The sequence below is a fragment of the Xanthomonas arboricola pv. guizotiae genome (assembly GCF_002940205.1).
GTDB classification, from domain to species: domain Bacteria; phylum Pseudomonadota; class Gammaproteobacteria; order Xanthomonadales; family Xanthomonadaceae; genus Xanthomonas; species Xanthomonas arboricola_C.
In genome coordinates this window covers 129,559-150,120 of record NZ_MDSK01000004.1, presented here as the reverse complement: position 1 = coordinate 150,120, position 20,562 = coordinate 129,559, and the positions used below count along the sequence as shown (strand labels likewise).

The 20,562-nt window shown below is 66.5% G+C and carries 18 protein-coding genes and 1 tRNA gene; 11 read left to right on the top strand and 8 right to left on the bottom strand.

Going from position 1 to position 20,562, the window contains the following annotated elements; translation table 11 throughout:
* Window positions 1-250: 250 nt before the first annotated feature.
* Together XarbCFBP7408_RS04050 and XarbCFBP7408_RS04045 are read left to right on the top strand one after the other, a co-directional pair.
* Entirely contained in the window at window positions 251-2,131 is a 1,881-nt protein-coding gene (locus XarbCFBP7408_RS04050) for an ABC transporter ATP-binding protein (protein WP_104561604.1), read from the top strand.
* Window positions 2,132-2,349: 218 nt separating this feature from the next.
* Entirely contained in the window at window positions 2,350-3,129 is a 780-nt protein-coding gene (locus XarbCFBP7408_RS04045; protein ID WP_024938919.1) for a ferredoxin--NADP reductase, read from the top strand.
* 110 nt (window positions 3,130-3,239) lie between these two features.
* Here the strand turns inward: XarbCFBP7408_RS04045 and XarbCFBP7408_RS04040 are convergent, their stop codons facing one another.
* Window positions 3,240-3,749: a glutathione peroxidase gene (locus tag XarbCFBP7408_RS04040; protein ID WP_104561602.1), complete on the bottom strand. Its 510-nt coding sequence runs from the start codon at window positions 3,747-3,749 to the stop codon at window positions 3,240-3,242.
* Window positions 3,750-4,188: 439 nt separating this feature from the next.
* On the opposite strand from XarbCFBP7408_RS04040, the gene XarbCFBP7408_RS04035 reads away from it, so the two are divergent.
* The gene (locus XarbCFBP7408_RS04035) at window positions 4,189-6,363 is read left to right on the top strand and encodes a M3 family metallopeptidase (protein ID WP_181106211.1); all 2,175 of its coding nucleotides are present in this window, start codon (window positions 4,189-4,191) and stop codon (window positions 6,361-6,363) included.
* A 185-nt stretch (window positions 6,364-6,548) separates the two neighbouring features.
* Here XarbCFBP7408_RS04035 and XarbCFBP7408_RS04030 read toward each other — a convergent pair whose 3' ends face one another.
* Window positions 6,549-7,262 (bottom strand): hypothetical protein, encoded by a 714-nt coding sequence (locus tag XarbCFBP7408_RS04030; RefSeq protein ID WP_104561598.1) that lies wholly within the window; start codon window positions 7,260-7,262, stop codon window positions 6,549-6,551.
* 103 nt (window positions 7,263-7,365) lie between these two features.
* Window positions 7,366-8,664, bottom strand: coding sequence for a S8 family serine peptidase (locus tag XarbCFBP7408_RS04025; protein ID WP_258072006.1), 1,299 nt, complete (start codon window positions 8,662-8,664; stop codon window positions 7,366-7,368).
* Between XarbCFBP7408_RS04025 and XarbCFBP7408_RS23065 the strand changes: the two genes are divergently transcribed.
* Window positions 8,654-9,541, top strand: a complete 888-nt coding sequence (locus XarbCFBP7408_RS23065) for an RNA polymerase sigma factor (protein ID WP_258072004.1) — start codon at window positions 8,654-8,656, stop codon at window positions 9,539-9,541. The two genes, XarbCFBP7408_RS04025 and XarbCFBP7408_RS23065, sit on opposite strands and share 11 nt — an antisense overlap.
* On the top strand, window positions 9,520-10,161 hold the full coding sequence (locus tag XarbCFBP7408_RS04015; RefSeq protein WP_258072003.1) for a hypothetical protein: 642 nt from the start codon (window positions 9,520-9,522) through the stop codon (window positions 10,159-10,161). Before XarbCFBP7408_RS23065 ends, XarbCFBP7408_RS04015 begins: the two co-directional genes overlap by 22 nt.
* A 90-nt stretch (window positions 10,162-10,251) precedes the next feature.
* Here XarbCFBP7408_RS04015 and XarbCFBP7408_RS04010 read toward each other — a convergent pair whose 3' ends face one another.
* The 3 genes from XarbCFBP7408_RS04010 to XarbCFBP7408_RS04000 all read right to left on the bottom strand — a co-directional run bounded on the left by XarbCFBP7408_RS04010 (window position 10,252) and on the right by XarbCFBP7408_RS04000 (window position 11,997).
* Complete coding sequence (locus tag XarbCFBP7408_RS04010; RefSeq protein ID WP_104561592.1) at window positions 10,252-10,752, bottom strand: MarR family winged helix-turn-helix transcriptional regulator; 501 nt, start codon at window positions 10,750-10,752, stop codon at window positions 10,252-10,254.
* Between the two features lie 66 nt (window positions 10,753-10,818).
* Window positions 10,819-11,664, bottom strand: a complete 846-nt coding sequence (locus XarbCFBP7408_RS04005; protein ID WP_181106209.1) for a DUF3298 and DUF4163 domain-containing protein — start codon at window positions 11,662-11,664, stop codon at window positions 10,819-10,821.
* Between the two features lie 48 nt (window positions 11,665-11,712).
* Entirely contained in the window at window positions 11,713-11,997 is a 285-nt protein-coding gene (locus tag XarbCFBP7408_RS04000) for a GNAT family N-acetyltransferase (RefSeq protein ID WP_104561666.1), read from the bottom strand.
* Here XarbCFBP7408_RS04000 and XarbCFBP7408_RS22935 point away from each other — a divergent pair.
* Window positions 11,926-12,081, top strand: a complete 156-nt coding sequence (locus XarbCFBP7408_RS22935) for a hypothetical protein (RefSeq protein WP_219820255.1) — start codon at window positions 11,926-11,928, stop codon at window positions 12,079-12,081. The genes XarbCFBP7408_RS04000 and XarbCFBP7408_RS22935 overlap by 72 nt on opposite strands.
* 131 nt (window positions 12,082-12,212) lie before the next feature.
* Entirely contained in the window at window positions 12,213-12,422 is a 210-nt protein-coding gene (locus XarbCFBP7408_RS03995) for a hypothetical protein (RefSeq protein ID WP_104561588.1), read from the top strand.
* Window positions 12,423-12,561: 139 nt separating this feature from the next.
* Here the strand turns inward: XarbCFBP7408_RS03995 and XarbCFBP7408_RS03990 are convergent, their stop codons facing one another.
* The gene (locus XarbCFBP7408_RS03990; protein WP_104561586.1) at window positions 12,562-13,170 is read right to left on the bottom strand and encodes a rhomboid family intramembrane serine protease; all 609 of its coding nucleotides are present in this window, start codon (window positions 13,168-13,170) and stop codon (window positions 12,562-12,564) included.
* A gap of 7 nt (window positions 13,171-13,177) precedes the next feature.
* Window positions 13,178-14,743, bottom strand: coding sequence for an oligopeptide:H+ symporter (locus tag XarbCFBP7408_RS03985; protein ID WP_104561584.1), 1,566 nt, complete (start codon window positions 14,741-14,743; stop codon window positions 13,178-13,180).
* 359 nt (window positions 14,744-15,102) lie between these two features.
* On the opposite strand from XarbCFBP7408_RS03985, the gene XarbCFBP7408_RS03980 reads away from it, so the two are divergent.
* The 4 genes from XarbCFBP7408_RS03980 to XarbCFBP7408_RS03965 all read left to right on the top strand — a co-directional run bounded on the left by XarbCFBP7408_RS03980 (window position 15,103) and on the right by XarbCFBP7408_RS03965 (window position 20,544).
* Entirely contained in the window at window positions 15,103-16,872 is a 1,770-nt protein-coding gene (locus XarbCFBP7408_RS03980) for a M14 family metallopeptidase (RefSeq protein ID WP_104561582.1), read from the top strand.
* 177 nt (window positions 16,873-17,049) lie between these two features.
* Window positions 17,050-19,239: a beta-glucosidase family protein gene (locus XarbCFBP7408_RS03975; RefSeq protein WP_181106225.1), complete on the top strand. Its 2,190-nt coding sequence runs from the start codon at window positions 17,050-17,052 to the stop codon at window positions 19,237-19,239.
* 141 nt (window positions 19,240-19,380) lie between these two features.
* A tRNA-Leu gene (locus tag XarbCFBP7408_RS03970) sits at window positions 19,381-19,467 on the top strand.
* Complete coding sequence (locus XarbCFBP7408_RS03965; RefSeq protein WP_146093734.1) at window positions 19,438-20,544, top strand: DUF2884 family protein; 1,107 nt, start codon at window positions 19,438-19,440, stop codon at window positions 20,542-20,544. The genes XarbCFBP7408_RS03970 and XarbCFBP7408_RS03965 overlap by 30 nt, the downstream gene beginning before the upstream one ends.
* The last annotated feature ends 18 nt before the right edge of the window (window positions 20,545-20,562 follow it).

The window sequence follows — 20,562 nt, the reverse complement described above, 5'->3', positions numbered from 1 at the left end:
ACCACGGGCGCGGCCGGATGTGGCATCAATCACAGTGATTGATAGATGGAGCGAGCGCGCCTGCCAGGACGCGCCCGGCGCTGTCCTGCGGGCCGACACCGCTAACCGCGCTGCAACCGACCTGCCTGCGGCACTGCCATGCGGAAGGCGATGACCTAGCTCGCCGGCGCGGTGGTGACCATTGCCGTGGTCGCCCGTTGGCGAGCGTCCCAACACTCCGCACCCACGCCGCGCGCGGCACACTAGCGCAATGTCAGCCTCCCGTTCCGGCGCCCCTGCGCCTGCCGCTCCCCGTACCGGCCCTACCCTGCGCGAGCGTCTGGATGCGCTGCGTAATCTTCCGCCGTTCCTGCGCCAGATCTGGCAGACCAGCCGCTGGTTGAGTGCCAGCAGCATCGGCCTGCGCGTACTGCGCGCGCTGATGCCGGTGGCGTCGCTGTATATCGGCAAATTGATCATCGACGAGGCGATCCACCTGGTCGGTCAAACGCCGGCCTTCGACTCGCTGGCGCAGGCGCTGGGCAGCGGCCGGCTGAACCGGCTGCTGGAATTGCTGGCGCTGGAACTGGCGCTGGCGATCGGCTCGGACCTGCTCGGCCGGCTGGTCGGCTACGCCGATGCCTTGTTGTCGGAGCTGTTCAACAACGCCGCCAGCGTGCGCCTGATGGAGCATGCCGCGCAGCTGGATCTGGAGGACTTCGAGGACCCCGACCGGCAGGACAAGCTGGATCGTGCGCGGCGCCAGACCATGAACCGCATGAACCTGATGAGCCAGCTGTTCGGCCAGGTGCAGGACGCCATCACCGTGGTCAGCCTGGCGGTGGGCCTGGTGGTGTACGCGCCGTGGTTGATCCTGCTGCTGGCGATCGCGCTGATCCCGGCCTTCATCGGCGAGGCGCATTTCAATGCGCTGGGCTATTCGCTCAACTTCCAGTGGACGCCGGAGCGGCGCCAGCTCGACTACCTTCGCCAGGTCGGCGCGAGCGTGGAGACCGCCAAGGAAGTCAAGATCCTCAACCTGCACCGCTTCCTGATCGCGCGCTATCGCCGGCTGGCCGACAAGTTCTTCCAGGCCAACCGCGCGCTGGCGCGCAAGCGTGCGCTGTGGGGCGCGCTGCTGGCCGCGCTGGGCACCCTGGGCTACTACATGGCCTATGGCTACATCGCCTGGCGCACCGTGCGCGGCGATTTCAGCATCGGCGATCTGACCTTCCTGGCCGGCAGCTTCCTGCGCCTGCGCCAGTTGCTGGAGGGTTTGTTGATCGGGTTCTCGCAGGTCGCCGGCCAGGCCTTGTATCTGGACGATCTGTATTCGTTCTTCAACATCGTGCCGGAGATCCGCTCGCGCCCGAACGCGCTGCCGGTGCCGCGACCGATCCGCCAGGGTTTCGTGTTCGAGGACGTGGGCTTCCGCTACCCGGATGCCGAGCAGTGGACGGTGCGGCATCTGGATTTCGAATTGCGTGCCGGCGAAGTGCTGGCGCTGGTCGGCGAAAACGGCGCCGGCAAGACCACCCTGGTCAAGCTGCTGGCGCGGCTGTACGACCCGGACGAGGGCCGCATCCTGCTCGATGGCCACGACCTGCGCGACTACGACCCGGACGATGTGCGCGCCAACCTGGGCGTGATCTTTCAGGACTTCGTGCGCTACCACCTGAGCGTGGGCGAGAACATCGGCGTCGGCCAGGTCGATGCGATGGACGATGCGCCGCGCATCCGCGCCGCTGCGCAGCGTGCGATGGCCGGCGAGCTGATCGACAGTCTGCCCGATGGCTACGACCAGCTGGTCGGGCGCCGCTTCAAGAACAGCGTGGACCTGTCCGGCGGGCAATGGCAGAAGATCGCCATCGCCCGCGTCTACATGCGCGATGCGCAGCTGATGATCCTGGACGAACCCACCGCCGCACTGGATGCGCGCAGCGAGTTCGAGGTGTTCCAGCGCTTCAAGGAGCTGTCCGACAACCGCACCGCGGTGCTGATCTCGCACCGCTTCTCCAGCGTGCGCATGGCCGACCGCATCCTGGTGCTGGCCGCAGGCCGCATCGAGGCCAACGGCACCCATGCCGAACTGATGGCGCAGGGCGGGCGCTATGCGGAGCTGTTCGAGTTGCAGGCGGCGGGGTATCGGTGAGGCGGGGATTCGGGAATAGGGATTCGGGAATCGTTAAAGGCGGCGTTCCCGGCGTCTGATCGGTGCTGAGCGTCTTGCCCCGGGGGCATCCGGGATCCTTAATGCAGCTGAACCGATTCCCTATTCCCCATTCCCTATTCCCGGCCAAATGAGAGCCTCTCTCATTTGGCCGGCTTGAGGTAGAATTGCCGGGTACTCTTCCCACGACACTTACCGGTATGTCTTCCGCTTTCGGCGCCGAAACGGTGCTTGAGGTCCGTCACTGGACCGATGCCTACTTCAGCTTCACCACCACCCGCGATGCCGGTTTCCGCTTCGAGAACGGGCAGTTCGTGATGATCGGTCTGGAGACCGAAACGCGTCCGCTGCTGCGTGCGTACTCGATCGCCAGCGCCAATTGGGAAGAACACCTGGAGTTCTTCAGCATCAAGGTGCCGGACGGTCCGCTGACCTCGCGGCTACAGCATATCCAGCCGGGCGACAAGGTGCTGGTCGGCAAGAAGCCCACCGGCACGCTGCTGATCAGCGACCTGCACCCGGGCCGCAACCTGTATCTGCTGGGCACCGGTACCGGTCTGGCGCCGTGGCTGTCGGTGATCAAGGACCCGGAAACCTACGAGCGTTTCGACAAGGTGATCCTGACCCAGGGCGTGCGCTTCGTGCAGGATCTGGCCTATCGCGACTACTTCGAGCGCGAGTTGCCGCAGCACGAATTCCTCGGCGACATCCTGCGCGAGAAATTGCTGTACTACCCGGCGGTGACGCGCGAGGCGTTCGCCAACCAGGGCCGCCTGACCGAGCTGATGGCCGATGGCCGCATGCAGCAGACGCTCGGCTTGCCGCCGCTGGATCCGGCCAACGACCGCTTCATGATCTGCGGCAGCCCGCAGATGCTGGCCGACCTGCGCAGCCTGCTGGATGCGCGTGGCTTCCAGACCTCGCCACGCATCGGCACGCCGGGGCATTACGTGTTCGAGCGCGCCTTCGTCGAGAAGTGATGCGGCGCGCGTGAGACGTCAGCGCGATGCGGCGTTTACGCAGACCGCGACGCCGGCACGCACTGTCGTAGGAGCGCACCCGGGCGCGATGAAGCGTTCCCGGTAATGCCTCATCGCGCCCGGGTGCGCTCCTGCGATTCAAGTAACGCGCGCTCGATATCCGCACACAGCGCTTCGGGTTTTGTCGTCGGGGCGTAACGCTCCAGCACCGTGCCATCGCGGCCGATCAGGAACTTGGTGAAATTCCACTTGATCGCTTCCGATCCCAGCACGCCGCGCTGTTCGCGCTTGAGCCATTGCCATAGCGGATGCGCACCGCTGCCATTGACCTCGACCTTCTCGGCCAGCGGAAAATCCACCGCGTAATCGAGCGAGCAGAACTGGCGGATCTGCGCGGCATCGCCCGGTTCCTGATGACCGAACTGATCGCAGGGAAATCCGATCACCACCAGACCACGCTCGCGATAGCGCTGCCACAGCGCCTGCAGGCCTGCGTATTGCGGGGTAAAGCCGCATTTGGAAGCGACATTGACCACCAGCACCACCTTGCCGGCGTAATCGCGCATCGAGCGGGGCCGGCCTTCCAGGTCGGTGAATTCGAACGTGGAGATATCGCTCATGGCTGCGCTGAAGTGTGCGAGGCAGGCAGCGTAACCCAGCAGCCCGCAGTGTCGCATCGCGGTTGCCGAGCGCGTCAGCCGGGAGAGGCGGTTTTCAACGGATCCGTCGCCGCAGCCATCTGCCCTTCCCGCTGGTCCCGGCCGTTGCCGGTCGCTGCCACGGCGTGCTAGCGGCCAGCATCCGTCAGCCGGACTGATCGAGACCTCGCTGCCCGCAGAGCATCCGGCATACAGCCGAGTTGAATCTGCCGTAGCGCATACCGGCAGCGCCGGGCCGGCGGCTGCGCGCGCATGGTGTCATCGGTCATGCGCCCACAAGACCAGCACCGCTCGTGCCCGCCTGATGGCATCGCAATGACCGTGCAGCCATGCCTTTTGTCACACGCCTGTCCGGCCTGGCTGGGGTAGCCTCGGCGGTTCGCACTTTGGAGCAACTCTCTTGACCACCCGTCTCGCCTTTGCCCTGGCCGCTTCCCTGGGACTTGCCATGCCGTCCTACAGCATCGCCGCACCCGCCGCCACGCAGGCCGCCGCCCAAGCCAACCCCTTCTTTGCCGACAGCACGCTGCCGCTGCACTACCCGCAGTTCGACAAGATCACCGACAGCGATTTCGCACCCGCCTTCGATGCCGGCATGGCCGAGCAGTTGAAGGAAGTGGAAAAGATCGCCAACCAGAAGGCCAAGCCGAGCTTCGACAACACCATCATCGCGCTGGAAAAGAGCGGCGCCACGCTCGACCGCGCCACCACGGTATTCTTCAATCTGGTGGATGCCGACACCAACGACGCGCGCAAGAAACTGCAGGCCGACTATTCGGCGAAGTTCGCCGCGCACCGCGATGCGATCTCGCTCAACGGCAAGCTGTTCGCGCGTATCCAGACCCTGTACGACCAGCGCAGCAAGCTAGGCCTGGACGCGCAGGGCGTGCGCCTGGTCGAGAAGTACTACAGCGATTTCGTACGCGACGGCGCCAAGCTCTCCGATGCCGACAAGACCACGCTCAAGGCGATGAATGCCGAGCTGGCCAACCTGGGCACCACCTTCAGCCAGAACGTGCTGGCGGAAGTGAATGCCGCCGCCGTTGTCGTCGATGACGTCAAGCAGCTCGATGGCCTGTCCGAGGAGCAAATCGCCGCTGCCGCCGAAGCGGCCAAGGCGCGCAAGCTCGACGGCAAGTACGTGATCGCGCTGCTCAACACCACCGGCCAGCCGCCGCTGACCCAGCTGAAGAATCGCGAACTGCGCAAGCAGATCTACGACGCCTCGGTGTCGCGTGGCAGCCACGGCGGCCAGTACGACAACACCGCACTGGTGGCGCGCATCATGAAGCTGCGCGCCGACAAGGCCAAGCTGCTCGGCTTCCCGACCTACGCTGCCTATTCGCTGGAAAACCAGACCGCCAAGACACCGGAAGCGGTCAACGCGATGCTGGGCAAGCTGGCGCCGGCCGCAGTGGCCAATGCCAAGCGCGAAGCGGCCGATCTGCAGGCGATGATCGACAAGGAGCAGAAGGCCGCGCGCAAGCCGACCTTCAAGCTCGAAGCCTGGGACTGGGCCTACTACAGCGAGAAGGTGCGCCAGGCCAAGTACGACTTCGACGAATCCCAGCTCAAGCCGTACTTCGAGTTGAAGAACGTGCTGGAAAACGGCGTGTTCTATGCGGCCAACCAGGAATACGGCCTGACCTTCAAGCAGCGCACCGACCTGCCGACCTACCGCGACGACATCACCGTCTACGACGTGTTCGACGCCGACGGCAAGCAGCTGGCGATCTTCATCGCCGACATGTATGCGCGCGAATCCAAGCGCGGCGGCGCATGGATGAACTCGTACGTGTCGCAGTCGGACCTGACCGGTTTCAAGCCGGTGGTCGCCAACCACCTCAACATCCCCAAGCCGCCGGCCGGCCAGCCGACGCTGCTGACCTGGGATGAAGTGACCACCATGTTCCATGAGTTCGGGCATGCGCTGCACGGCATGTTCTCGGACGTCAAATACCCGTATTTCTCCGGCACCAGCGTGCCGCGCGACTTCGTCGAGTTCCCCTCGCAGGTCAACGAGATGTGGGCCGACGAGCCGTCGATCCTGAAGAACTACGCCAAGCATTACCAGAACGGCACGCCGATGCCGCAGGCGCTGCTGGACAAGGTGATTGCCGCCTCCAAGTTCAACCAGGGCTTTGCCACCACCGAGTATCTGGGTGCGGCCATGCTCGATCAGAACTGGCACCAGATCAGCGCCAGCCAGGTGCCCGACGCCGCTGGCGTGATGGCATTCGAAGCCAAGGCCCTGCAGCAGGACGGCATTGCCTATGCACCGGTGCCACCGCGCTACAAGACCCCGTATTTCAGCCACATCATGAGCGGTTACGCGGCCGGCTATTACGCCTACATCTGGTCGGAAGTGCTCGACGCCAATACCCAGCAATGGTTCAAGCAGCACGGCGGGCTGAGCCGCGCCAACGGCGACCGCTTCCGCCAGACCCTGCTCTCGCGCGGCGGCAGCGTCGATGCGATGGAACTGTTCCAGAACTTCGCCGGCCATGCGCCGCAGATCGAACCCCTGCTCGAAAAGCGCGGTTTGAGCGAAACGGCGGAAACGCCGCCGCGCTGATGCTGACCGCTGCCTGCGGTGGCGCCTGGAGGTTGGCCGACTGCGCACCCGGCCGGCCATCTCGGGACCGTTCGCGCAGTCCTGCAGCCCCCCTGCCAGCACAACGGCGCCCGGTCGGACCGGGCGCCGTCGTGCTGCCTGTCCCAGTGATGCAGCGCGCGCGTCTGGGCTTCAGGGCAGGTCGATTACTGGACCTGGCCAGACGTGCCGACATTGGCGCCGGCTGCCGCCGACCCGCTTACGCCACCCTGCGCATTTCCGGTCTGCGCTGCGCCGGTTCCCGACGCGCCAGCAGCGCCAGACGCCCGCGCCGACGATGGGTTGAGGTCGACAGCGGCACTGTGCGACGCACTGCCGTCGGCGCTGCCGCCCCCGCTCAGCGCGGGCGTGGCCAGCGTACCGGTATTGTCGGCACCCCCCGTCCCGCGCACCGTCTGCAAGCCGCCCGAGCCGGCCGCAGTCGCCGCACCCTGCACGTTGCCGGACGCGCCGTTGACGCCGTCACGCGCCAGACGCGCGTTATCGCGTGCAGCCGACATGCCGCTGGCAACCGTCGTATCGGCCGCGCTCCGGGCACCCATCGCCGCATCGCCGGCCGCATCGCGGGTCGCCGCGGCGGCGGCCGCACCGTGCATCGTCGTGCGCTGCGCGGCGCCGCGCACCCGCCGCGACTGTGCATCGATCCCGTTCCTGGCGCCACTGAGCGCAGAGCCGGCGTCCAGATTGCCGACGCCAGCCGCATTGCCGCCCAGCGTGGCACCGCCCACTCCTCCGACCGTGCCGCCCACCGTGCCACCGAGGCCACCCGCACCGCCAAGCACCTGCGCGCCGGCCGGGCCGGGGCTCAGCGTCAGCATCGCGGCAACCACTGCAGCTGGAATCAAGGTCTTGCCGTTCATCGCGTTCTCCTCGCTCTGCCACAGCCAGTCTGTGGCTCTCACTGACCATACGAACCGAACGCGGGCGTTCATCCCGTCGGCGCCGCGTGCAGACAGGGAGCATTCACCCGCCCGGCGCGCGCTGCAGAGGCAGGTCCTCGCCCAGCACGCCATAGCCGTAGACCGGGTCCAGGCCACCGGTGCCGAGGTCGTGCGCCAGGCGCTGCAATTGGGCCCGTAGCGCGGCCGCGCCCGATGGATCGGGACGGGGCAGGGATTGCGCCGCGATCCGTGCCACCAACGGCGCCGCGAACGATGTCCCGCGCTGCGGCGTCCATTGCCCCTGGGTCGCGGCGGCAACGACCTCGCCGATCGCCGCGAAGGCCACCTGCGTCCCGCGCCCGGCTTCGGGCAGGACACGCAGCCGCCTGTCGACCGCAGTCACACCGATCACGCCGGGATAGGCCGCCGGATACAGCGCCGGCGCCGCCGGCCCGTCATTGCCGACAGCGGCCACCAATAGATGACCGCGCGCGACCAACGCGGCCACCGCGCGTTCCAGCAGTCGGTTCGGCGCACCGATCAGGCTGATATTGATCACCGCAACGCCTTGCTGCGCCATCCAGCCCAGCGCTGCAACCAACTCGACCGCCGCGCCATCGTCGGCGCTGCCGCAATAGAGATCGGCCGCGTACAAGGTGCGCGCGATGGGACCGTGCGCCACCGCGCGCCCAGCCAGCAGCGATGCGACCGCGGTCCCGTGTACCTGAGCCCGCGCACGTCCATCGCACCCCCAGCGTTGCACCTGCACACCGGCCAGCGCCGGGTGGCCGGCATCGACCCCGCTGTCGATCAATCCCACCCGAAATCCCCCTGACCCGGCAGCCACGGCCGCAGCCGGAGCCGGAGGCACCGGGGCAACGGCCGGCAGGCTTGCCCCGGACTCGCTGTAGAGATGGTTGTAGACATACTCGCCCTGCGGATCGCGTTGCCGCAGCCGCCGCATCGCCTGTTGCGTCGACAGACCCGGCGGCGCGCGCAACACCACCACGCGCAAGCCGAGCGCGTCGACGTCGCGCTGCTCCCCGACCGTAAAACCGGCCGTGCGCGCGGCCTGCAAGGCGGCCGGACTCGGCGCCAGTGCCACGATCTGACCGCGCATCACAATGGCGCCGTCGGGATCGCGGTCCAACTCGCGCGGACGGGCGCGCAGCAGCGCGTCCAGGCGCTGCCTGCGCAGGCGCCGCAGATCGCCCTGCGCCTGCTGCAGCGAACGGTCCAGGGTCGCCGGCAGCCCCGGCGCCGCTTGCGTCACGTCCTGCACCAGGCCGCCGGGAGATGGCAGCGCCAGCTGCGCCGATGCTGGCGGACCCACCACCCACGCGGCAAGCCACAGCCAGCGCATCCCCATCGTGTTCGCCATTGCCGCCCCCTTCACCGCCGTGGTTGCCTGTCGCGTCCCATGCCACACTAGAGCATGTTTCGCAGTTTGGGATGAGGGCGAAGCGGCCGTGGCTCCAGCTCCGGTCGGCCGTCCGCGCCGCACCCGCTGCGCAGCGCTGTCGACCATCCCATCCCGGTTCGATGTTCAACCCGTGGCGCGACGACGCACGCTGGACGCCTCGGCATGCGGATGGAAGAAAACCCCCTTGCCGAACGTATTGCTGATGAAAGAGCGCGATCCTGTGGCAACCGTGGGTGATGGCATCTGCGTCCTGCTGCCGCAATTGCGGCGCTTCGCGCGTGCCATCGCCGGCCACCCGGCCGATGCCGACGATCTGCTGCAGGTGGCGATCGAGCGCGCCTTGCGCCATGCCGCGCAATGGCGGCCGCAGACGCCATTGCAGTATTGGCTGTTCGGCATCATCCGCCACGCATGGCTGGATGAGGTCCGCGCGCAACAGCGCAGACGGCAGCTGTTCGTCGGCGCTGCGGAGGGCGATCAGGTCGGCGATAGCCCGCTGGAGCGCCAGCAGGAATGGATGGCGGTGCAGGCGGCACTGGCGCGGTTGCCCGACGAGCAGCGTTGGCCGATCGCGTTGGTGCTGATCGAGGGATTGTCGTATCGGGACGCCGCGACGGTGCTGGATATCCCGATCGGCACGCTGACCAGCCGACTGGCGCGCGGCAGGGAAGCACTGCAGGCGCTATTGGAGGAACACACGTGGACGACATCGACCAATTCACCCTGCAGGCCTACGCGGACGGTGCGCTGGCGCCCGACCAGGTCGGGCGGGTCGAAGCTGCGCTCGCAGCCGATCCGCAACTGGCCGCCGCCATGCGCAAGCTGCAACGCGTGAACGCGCAGCTGCGTAGCGGCTTCGCGCCTGTGCTGGACGAACCCATACCGGCGCGCTTGCTGGAGGCCGCGCGGCGGCGACCGCCGACCACGCCGCAGACCTCCTTCCGCACCGATCCGGCTGCGCCCGTCAGCGCGCCTGCACCGAGCGCGTGGCGCCGACAGCCGGGCCGGCGCTGGGCCGTGCCGGCCTCGCTCGCCGCCGCGCTGCTGGTCGGCGTCTGGCTCTGGCAACGCCAGCCGCCACAGGCAGCGCCATCGGCGGCGCTGGCCGAACAAGGACACGACGCCAGCGGCGCGCTCGCGCTGGCGCTGGACCACCAGCTCTCCGGCGAGCGACAGGGCGAGGTACGCATCGGGCTGACTTTTCGTGCGCACGATGGGCGCTATTGCCGCAGTTTTTTGCTGGAATCCGGCAGCGCCGGACTGGCCTGCCGCCTGGGCCAACGCTGGCGGGTCGAACTCGTGTCGCCGCTGCAGCACCCAGCCGACGAGGGCGAGTTGCGCATGGCCTCCAGCACGCTGCCCGCAACGCTAGCGCATGCCATCGATGCCCGCATTGACGGCGAGGCCCTGGACGCGGACGGCGAACGCGTCGCGCGTGCGCAGCAGTGGCGCTGAGGCCTCCCACTTTCGGCCACGGCACTGCCCGCCAGCGGCCCGGATGCAACCGCGAACCGGATGCCCGGTGCCGGGTCCCGTCCGGCGCGCTTATCCCTCGACGGCGTCCACGCTTTCCAGCAACTTCCTGAGCAGTTTCTCCAGGCGCAGCTGTTCGACCTGACTCAGCGCCGCAGTCTCCGCATTGAGCAGCGTGCAGGCCTCGGGCAGCAGGCTGTTGATCAGCGCCAGGCCCGCCGGCCGCAATGTCAGCATGATCTTGCGCCGGTCGTCCGGGCTGCTGGCACGCGCGATCAAGTCCTTTTCGCACAGCTGATCGGTCAGCCGGGTGATGTTGGCCGGCTTCTCGCTGGCGGCTTCGGCCACCTCGGTCGGCGTGATCGCCTGCTCCGGGGTGCCGTAGAGCATCATCAGAATCTCGTATTCCGGCGGGCTGATGCCGTATGGCTTCAAGCGCACACAACCCTGCGTATGCAGTCGTTTGTAGAGATGCTTGATCAGCCGCACCAGGACGGCTGGTTCACGCGGAAACGCCGGATAGCGCACACAGGTGTGTTCAACGCGACTTGCGGTTGGATCGAAACTACTCATATCACCCGTTGGATTACATTACTGAATGGCCAAGCCATTCAATCACATCATCTGCGGGGTGACACCTCAGCGTGCGAAGAGATGTACATATTCCGGTGCGACCGACGCCAGCACTGTCGAGGCAGCGACCTCGGCCGTTTGCGTGCCATCCGAATACGGCCCCACCTGATACGGCGGAAACACGAACCGAAGCGCGGTGATCTGCCCGGCCGGATCGAGCACCGGCACGAACTGGGCAAAGTTGTCGACCTGCGCGGCAGTGCCTTCGGCAATCATGCGATCGGCCGAGGCCACCTGCGCGGCCTGTTCTTCGACCGGCACGCGCTCGGCTTCCACGCGCTGGGTGGCGGCGTTGTGCAATTGCACGGCCACCTCGCGCCCGATCCTTTCCCAGCCTGCCGGGTCCGGAATCAAGGCCTGCGCGGTCAATTGCCTGCGCTCCTTGACCAACCAGACGAAGCGCGCCACCAACGGCTCGCCATGCGCACCACCGGTATAGCGGCTGCCGTCAGCGGACACGACGATCAGGTCCGGGGTCTGCAATACGGTCTCGAACGCCAGCGACAATTCGTAGGGTGCGGCCGGCTTGTCGTTGCCGAGCCCGGACACCGCTTCCATGAGTTCGGCGCGTGCTGCCTGCGCATAACTGCGGATCAGTGCGCTCAGCTCGGGAAACGCGTCCAGCCCACGCGGATAGCTGATACCCACCATGTAGGTGGGCGCCTGCTCGATCACATCCTCCAGCGGGCCGCTTTGCACCAGCACGGGCTCGGCCGGCGGTGCCACGGCGGCGGTTGCGTCAGCTGCCGGCTGTGCCGATTCGGCCGTCGTCGGCTCGCGCTGCGTACATCCTGCCAACACGGCCAGCATCAGCAAGCCCCGGACTGCGTTCACTCCTGACAACCGCCCCATTCCCACCTGCTCCCCATCGATCCATCTGCAAAGACACGCTGCCGGCGATCAGGCCAGCAGATCCTGAAACTGTTGGTGCCGCCGGACATACGCCTCGGCATAACTGCAGGCAGGCACGACCTTGTAGCCCTGCTGACGTGCGTAGGCCAAGGCGGCCTCGACCAGCACTGCGGCAATGCCGCGTCCGCCGATCGCGTCGGGCACATGCGTGTGAGTGATGGTCATGCGCTCACCTTCCAGACGGTATGCCAGTTCGGCACGTTGTCCATCGGTGTCTACGCTGAAACGCTGCTGCGTGGAATCGTGGTCTGCCTGCACTGTCGCTGCCTCCATGGTGGTCTGCACGAGGCAGTGACGATGGTCAGCAGTGTGACCAGCGCGGCGCCGCGCCTGCGTGAAAATGAATCGATGCCGTGACCGCCCGCGCAACCTGCCGCACCGGTGCTCAAGTTCGCTCGCGCCGCGCCGATAGCTCAGCCGAAGGCGCCCGTTGCAACCGGGCCGGCGCGACCACCGACGCCTTCGCCTTACCTACGAGGAGTCACCGCATGCACAACGATTCGGCAGGACACAGCGCAGACAGCGATAGCTCGCTGCTGGAAGGCCTGTTCCAGTTCGCCATCAAGGGCGACACCCACAACCCGGACTTCGCGCAGCTCAACGACACGGTGTACCAGCGCCTGCAGCAGGCCTACGGGTCGGTGCCCGCCGGCAGCGTCGGTAGCGTCGCTAGCGACCAGAAGCGCGACGCGGCCTGAGCCGGCGTCGCATCACTGGCCAGGGCCGTTCGCGCCCTCGCGATGCCCTGGTCCGGTCGCCGAGGCGACCCGCTCCTCTCGAGCCTATCCACACAGCGCGCGTGCCCACCCGGCCGCCAGCGCTCGACTGGCCAACCGATCAGCCAAAGCGCGGATTGGACAGCTGCTCCAGGAATACCTGCAGCACGCGCGGCTCCATGATCAGCATGAACATCACGCCGAACGCGGCTCCGGCCAGGTGCGCGCTGTGGTTGATGCGGTCGCCGCCGCGGCGGTCCATCCACAGGCTGTAGCCGACATAGAACACCGCGTAGATGATCGCCGGCGCCGGAATGAACAGCACCAGGATGATGGTCCACGGCTGCAGCAGGATGAAGGCGAACAACACCGCCGACACCGCGCCGGAGGCGCCCAGGCTGAGATAGTTCGGGTTGTGCTGGTTCTTCAGATAGCTCGGCAGGATCGAGACCACCAGTGCCGCCAGATAGAACAGCGGATAGGTCAGCACGCTGCCGGTCAACTGGGTCATCACGTTTTCGATCACCCGGCCGAAGAAGAACAGCGTGATCATGTTGAAGACCAGGTGGCCCAGGTCGGCATGGATGAAGCCGTAGGTGACCAGGCGGTCGTACTGCTTGTGCTTGTCCAGCGCCGGCGGCCACAGGATCAGGCGGTCGGCCAGCTTGCGGTTGTTGAACGCCATCCACGAGACGATGCCGGTGATGGCGATCAGGATCAGGGTAATCATGCGGACCTCAGGCAGAACGGTAATTGTCGACCATGCGATACCCGCGCGCGTACAGGCCGAAGGCCAGTGCCGCCAGGAACGCGAAGGCCGCGAAGAAGAACATCAGAAATGCCGCTTCGCTGAGCCCAGTATCGGCGATGTGGGAGGTCACCGTGGCATTGCGCACGGCCACGTTCGACAGCAGCACCCATAGATTGCCCACCGTGGTGGTCAGATACCAGAAGCTCATCACCACGCCCTTCATCGAGGGCGGCGCCTGGCTGTAGGCGAACTCGATCCCGGTGGCCGACACCAGCACCTCGCCGAAGGTCAGCAGCGCATAGGGCAGGATCTGCCAGGCGATATGCATCGGCGCGCCGCCGTCCATGCTGATCTGGATGGCGCCGACCGCGATCCAGGCCAGGCCGCTGAAGGCGATGCCGCAGGTCATGCGGCGCAGCGCGGTGGGCTCCCAGCCGCCACGCCGCAGCAGCGGATACAGCACCAGATTGTTGAACGGGATCAGCAGCATCACCAGCAGCGGATTGAGCGCCTGCATCTGCGAGGCGGTGAACCAGGCCGGCATCGTCATCTCGCGTCCCTGCAGGACCCAGGTCGAGGCCTTCTGGTCGAACAGCGAGAAGAACGGCGTGACCAGCGCGAAGATCACCAGCACCCGCAGCAGCGCGCGCACGCCTTCGACCGCGGTATCGGGATGGAGGCCGCGCGCGCGCTCCAGCTGCCACCTGGTGCCGCCGCCGATGCCGGCCAGCAACAGCACCAGCGCCATGCACAGGCAGATGACGATGCCGAGCTGGTCGACCAGCGCGACGCAGGCCAGCGCCAGCAGCACCGAGACCACTGCCAGCATCAGGCCCGGGCGGCCCTGCCCCGGCGCCCGTGTCAGCAACGCGGTGCGCACCACCGCACCGAAGCCGTGCGGGTCCTTCGGCGGCAACGGCACCCGCACATAGCGCCTGCGGCCCAGCCAGAACACCAGCGTGGCCACGAACATCAGGATGCCGGGAATGCCGAACGCCCACGCCGGGCCCAGGTTCTTCAGCGCCAGCGGGATCAACAACGAGGCGAACAACGAGCCGAAGTTGATGATCCAGTAGAAGCCGTCGAACACCACCTTGGCCAGGTGCTTGTTGGACTGGTCGAACTGGTCGCCCATGAACGAGGCCACCAGCGGCTTGATGCCGCCCGCACCCAGCGCGATCAGGCCCAGCCCGAGGAAGAATCCGCTGCGGCTGCCTTCGAACAGCGCCAGGCAGGCATGCCCGGCGCAATACACCAGGCTGAACCACAGGATGGTGTTGTATTTGCCGAAGCAGCGATCGGCCAGCCAACCGCCGAGCAACGGGAAGAAAAACACCCCGATCATGAAGCTGTGCAGGATGTGCTTGGCCTCGGCCTCGCGGCCGGGTCCGCTGACCTCCTGCAACAGCAGCGAGGTGATCAGGAACTGCACCAGGATGTTGCGCATTCCGTAGAAGCTGAAACGCTCGCAGGCTTCGTTGCCGATGATGAAGGGAATCTGGCGCGGCAGCCGCGCACCGGCAGCGGGGCCCGGCAAGGTGGAAGTGGTCAAGGGCAGTCCGGTCGAGCAGAAAACAGGCCCTATCGTACCGGCGCGCACCCGCCGGCCGCCATTGCCGCCCGGGCTGCGACGCGCGGCGCCAAGCAAACGCGGCTCGGGCCTTCGCTCATGCGGCGAGCGATGTCCTGGGGGGTGGCCGCACCCTCGATAGCGCCAACATTGCGTGGGTCCACGTTACCTGCGTCGGCTTGCATGCCGCTGGCAGCGCAGCGATACGCACACCCACTGCAGCGCCCGCTTGAAACCGGCGTGCGGTATTGATCGCAGTAAGACCATGACGCAGTGCAGATTGGCCTTGTGCGCCGGCTCGGCTACATTGCAAACGTTTTCCTGGAACACTGGACCGCTGGATGCCCCGCCTCACCCGCCTGGCCCTGAGCCTGTTGCTGCTGACCACCGCCCCCGCCGCACTGGCCGCCGACCCGCTGACCACCCAGGCCGAGCGCAGCGGCTTCGTGCAGACCGGACGCTACGACGAAGTCGTCGCGCTGTGCGATGCGTTTGCGCAGCGCTACCCGCAGGCGGTGCGCTGCATCCAGTTCGGCACCACGCCGGAAGGCCGGCCGATGAAGGCCTTGATCGCCTCCACCAGTGGCGCGCTCGACGCGCAGTCGGCTGCGCAGCGCAAGCTGCCGGTGGTGTTGATCCAGGGCGGCATCCATGCCGGCGAGATCGACGGCAAGGACGCGGGCTTTCTGGCCCTGCGCGAATTGCTCGACGGCAAGGCCGGCAAAGGCGTGCTCGACACGTTGGTGTGGGTGTTCGTGCCGGTGTTCAACGTCGACGGGCATGAGCGCTTCGGCGCCTGGAATCGCCCCAATCAACGCGGCCCCGAGCAGATGGGCTGGCGCACCACCGCGCAGAACCTCAATCTCAACCGCGACTACGTCAAGGCCGATGCGCCGGAAATGCAGGCGATGCTGCGGCTGGTGCAGCAATGGGACCCGCTGATGTATGTGGACCTGCACGTCACCGATGGCGCCAAGTTCGAGCACGACGTGTCGGTGCAGGTGGAGCCGGTGCATGCCGGCGATGCGACCCTGCAACGCGATGGCACGCGCTGGCGCGATGCGGTGCTTGCCGACCTGAAAAAACACGGCTCGCTGCCGCTGCCGTATTACCCGTCGTTCGTGCACGAGGACGACCCGACCTCGGGTTTTGCCGACGACGTGTCGCCGCCACGTTTTTCGCATGGCTATTTCCTGCTGCGTAACCGCTTCGGCATGTTGGTGGAAACGCATTCGTGGAAGGATTACCCCACGCGTGTGCGGGTCACCCGCAATGCGATCGTCTCGGTGCTGCAGCAGGCTGCACGCAACGGCGCGCAGTGGCGCACGGATGCATTGGCTGCCGATCAACGCGCCACGCAGCTGGCTGGCACGTCCGAGCCGTTGAGTTTTGCGGCCGGCCCGGAGCCGCGCACGGTCGCGTTTCGTGGCTACGCGTACACGCGCACGCCCTCGCCGATTTCCGGCGCGCTGATGACGCGCTACGACGAAAGCAAACCGCAACTCTGGAAAGTGCCGCTGCGCGACCAGATCAAGCCCGATGTGGTGGTGGATGCGCCGCGCGGCGGCTATCTGGTACCGGCCGCGCAAGCCGCCTTGGTAGGCGAGAAACTACGCCTGCATGGCATCGACTTCCAGACCATCGGCAGTGCAGCGGAGCGCACGGTGCAGGCCTTCCGCGCCGACACCGCGAAGTTCGCGGCACGCTCCAACGAAAGCCATCAGACCGTCGAAGTCAACGGACAATGGCGCGATGAGACCCGCAACGTTCCAGCCGGCTCGTTGTTCGTGCCGATCGCGCAAGCCAAGGCGCGCCTGGTGATGGCGATACTGGAACCGCAGGCACCGGATTCGTTGCTGCAATGGGGCTTTTTCAATACCGCGTTCGAGCGCAAGGAATACATGGAAGCCTATGTCGCCGAAGAAGTGGCGCGCGACATGCTGGCCAACGATGCTGCATTGAAGGCGCAGTTCGAACAGCGCATCGCCAGCGATCCGGACTTTGCCAAGAACCCGCAGGCACGCCTGGAATTCTTCGCCAAGCGCCACGCATCGTGGGATGAGCGCTACCAGCTCTATCCGGTACTCCGCACCGCGCAGACCGACTTCTAACCGCCAGGCCCTTCCCGGCGAACGGCCTGGCGCGCAATCGCGCCCAGCTGATCGGGCACTTCGGTGCCCCCTATTTGTCATGACCCAGCACTACAAGGACACCCCGTGCCACAGCTCGATATGAAAACGTTTACAAGCCGCCCGCATCGCCCGCGTCCGTTGGTTCCGGCGGTGGTCCTGGGTCTCGGCATCGCCTTGGCTGCACCGCTGGCAGTCGCGCAAAACGCGCCGTCTTCGCAGCCGTGGATGGACACCGCACTGACTGCGGACCAGCGCGCCGACCGCTTGCTGGCGCAGATGAGCGAAGACGAAAAATTCCAGATGCTGCGCAGCTACTTTGGCCTGGGCACCGACAAGATCCCCAAGCCCGAAGGCGCGCTGGGTTCGGCTGGCTATGTGCCCGGTATTCCGCGCTTGGGCATCCCCGCGCAGCAGCTGGCCGATGCCGGCGTAGGCGTGACCAACCCCGGCGGCATCCGCAAGGGCGACTACGCCACCGCGATGCCGTCCGGCCCGTCGACCGCGTCGAGCTGGAACCGGCAACTGGCGTATGCCGGCGGCAAGACCATGGGCCGCGAATCCTGGCAGCAAGGCTTCAACGTATTGCTGGCCGGCAGCGTCAACCTGCAGCGCGACCCGCGCAACGGACGCAATTTCGAATATGCCGGCGAAGACCCGCTACTGGCCGGCACCATGGTGGGCGAGTCGATCCGCGGCGTGCAGAGCGAGCACGTGCTGTCGACGATGAAGCACTACGCGCTCAACGACATGGAGACGCGACGCAATTTCCACAGCGCCGAGATCGGCGAGCAGGCGATGCACGAATCGGACCTGCTGGCGTTCGAGATCGCGTTGCAGATCGGCGACCCCGCCTCGGTGATGTGCTCCTACAACAAGATCAACGGCATCTACGGCTGCGAGCACGATTACCTGCTCAACCAGGTGCTCAAGCAGGAATGGAAATACCCCGGCTACGTGATGTCCGACTGGGGCGGCGTGCACAGCGGCTCCAAGGCGGCCCTGGCCGGCCTGGATCAACAATCGGCCGGCGAAGTGTTCGACGCGGCGGTGTTCTTCGATGCGCCGCTGCGCATGGCGGTGTCGGCCGGCGTGGTGCCGCGCGCGCGCTTCGACGACATGGTCAGGCGCGTGTTGCGCAGCCTGTTCGCGCATGGCGCCTTCGATCACCCGACCCAGCGCCAGCCCATTGATGGCAAGGCCGGTCTGTCGGCTGCGCAGCATGTGGCCGAAGAAGGCAGCGTATTGCTGCGTAACGAGCAGGCCACGTTGCCGCTGTCCAGGGACGTGCGCCGCATTGCCGTGATCGGCGGCTATGCCGACAAGGGCGTGATGTCCGGTGGCGGTTCCTCGCGCGTGGACTACACCATCAACGGCGGCAATGCGGTGCCCGGCATCACCCCGACCACCTGGCCCGGCCCGGTGATCATCCATCCGTCCTCGCCGCTGCAGGCACTGCGTGCGGCGTTGCCGAACGTGCAGATCGATTATGTGGACGGCAAGGATCGCGCCGCTGCCGCACGCGCCGCCAGGGCGGCCGAGGTGGCGATCGTGTTCGCCACCCAATGGGCGGCCGAATCGGTGGACCTGCCGGACATGCGCCTGCCCGACAACCAGGATGCCTTGATCGAGGCGGTGGCCAAGGCCAACCCCAGGACCACCGTGGTGCTGGAAACCAACGGCCCGGTGCGCATGCCGTGGGCCGAGCGCGTGCCGGCGGTGCTGCAGGCGTGGTACCCGGGCATCGGCGGCGGCGAGGCGATCGCCAACCTGCTGACCGGTGCGGTGAATCCCTCCGGCCATCTGCCGGTGACCTGGCCGGTGGACGAATCGCAGCTGCCGCGCCCGTCGATTCCGGGCCTGGGGTTCAAGCCGGCCAAGCCGGGCGAAGACAGCATCGACTACGCCATCGAAGGCGCCAACGTCGGTTACAAGTGGTTCGCCGCGCGCAAGCTGACCCCGCGTTATCCGTTCGGCCACGGCCTGTCGTACACGCAGTTCCGCATGGGTGGGCTGCGCGTGGAGGCGAACGGCAGCCAGCTCACCGCCAGCTTCGAAGTGGAAAATATCGGCCAGCGCGAAGGCGCCGCCGTGCCGCAGCTCTACGTCACCCTGCCCGACGGCCACGCCACCCCGCGGCGGTTGATCGGCTGGCAGAAGCTCACGCTCAAGCCGGGCGAAAAGCGCAGCGTGCAAGTGATTGCCGAGCCCAAGACGCTGGCCGACTTCGATGCCAAGGCGCGTCACTGGACGATTGCCGCCGGCACCTATCGCGTGCAGCTGGCGCGTTCGGCAAGCGAACCGGTGCAGAGTGCGGAGGTCAGCTTGCAGGCGGCGCAGCTGCCGTAATCCGGTGTCGTGGCGGGCATGCAGTGCGCATGTCCGCCACGCCGTCTCCTCCCGTCGCCGGCAGGCACCGACCACCAGGAAAAATTGTGCCGGATGCGTTGACAGCGTCACGCGCAACTTGCACAATTCGCGTCCTGAGTCGCCCAGGTGGCGGAATTGGTAGACGCACTAGCTTCAGGTGCTAGCGGGGGCAACTTCGTGGAGGTTCGAGTCCTCTCCTGGGCACCACGACTCACGATAGATCGTAAAAAACCCCGCTCTGGCGGGGTTTTTTGCGTCTGGGCCATGCGATTGCACGATGGTGTATCGGCATCGGTGATGTCTGCCGATCGGCAGCGTCGCAAGGGTGCGGCGCCAGTGACTTTCGACACGCGACCAGCTGTTGCCGCTGTGGCGACCATGCGCAACGCCTCCACGACGGCAGCACGCCCCATGCGCATCCTCCTCTGGCTTGCCCTGCTGCCGGCCGTTGTCAGTCCGCATGCACGGGCACAGCAGACCGACAAACACGATGCCCCGCGCCATCGTGCGCAGGTGTCTTCGCAGCAATGCGGTCTCGGCACGCCGTTCAACGTGCTCGCCGACAGCGGCGGCATCTGGCTTTACCGCGACAGCGATTGGCCACGCGAAATTTTCTTCCACGGCGGCGAACTGAGCATCGACCACAAGCTGCAGCAGACCAGCACGGCCGATGCACGACGCCTTGGGAAGATGGAACAGCGCACCCGCGCACTGATGCCGCAGGTTGCCGGCATTGCCTATCAGGTGATCGACCTCAGTTACGACGCACTCGGCGGTGTCATCGAGGTCATGACAGGCAGTGCGCTCAACGCCCGCAAGATCGAACGGCTGCGCAAACGCGCACGCGCATATGTCGACGACACCCTGGGCAAGGGGCGTTGGGAGCAGAAGGCCTTCGACGGCAACTTCGCAAATTACGTCGAACACGAAGCCGAGCAATTCAAGGGCAGCATCGCGCGCCACATGCTCTGGCAGATCGTCACCGGGCGTTCGGACGGAATCGACAAACGCGCCCAACAGATGGAGGGCCACCTGGATGCAATGCTGGATGCCCAGGCGTCCACCATCGAGGCCAGCGCCAACGCGCTGTGCACCCAGGTGCAAGCACTGCGTCAGTTAGAGGACGCGCTCGAGTTCCGTTACCAGGGCAAGCCGCTGCAACTGCTCGCGCCCCTGCAGGACGACACGCCGCGCCATGACACCGAACATGCCGAACCGAAGTCCGACAACGGCGACGCGCCACCGAACCGGGCAGTCAAGCTGCAACCAGCAACAAACAGCTGAGGCTTCACGCCCTCGGTC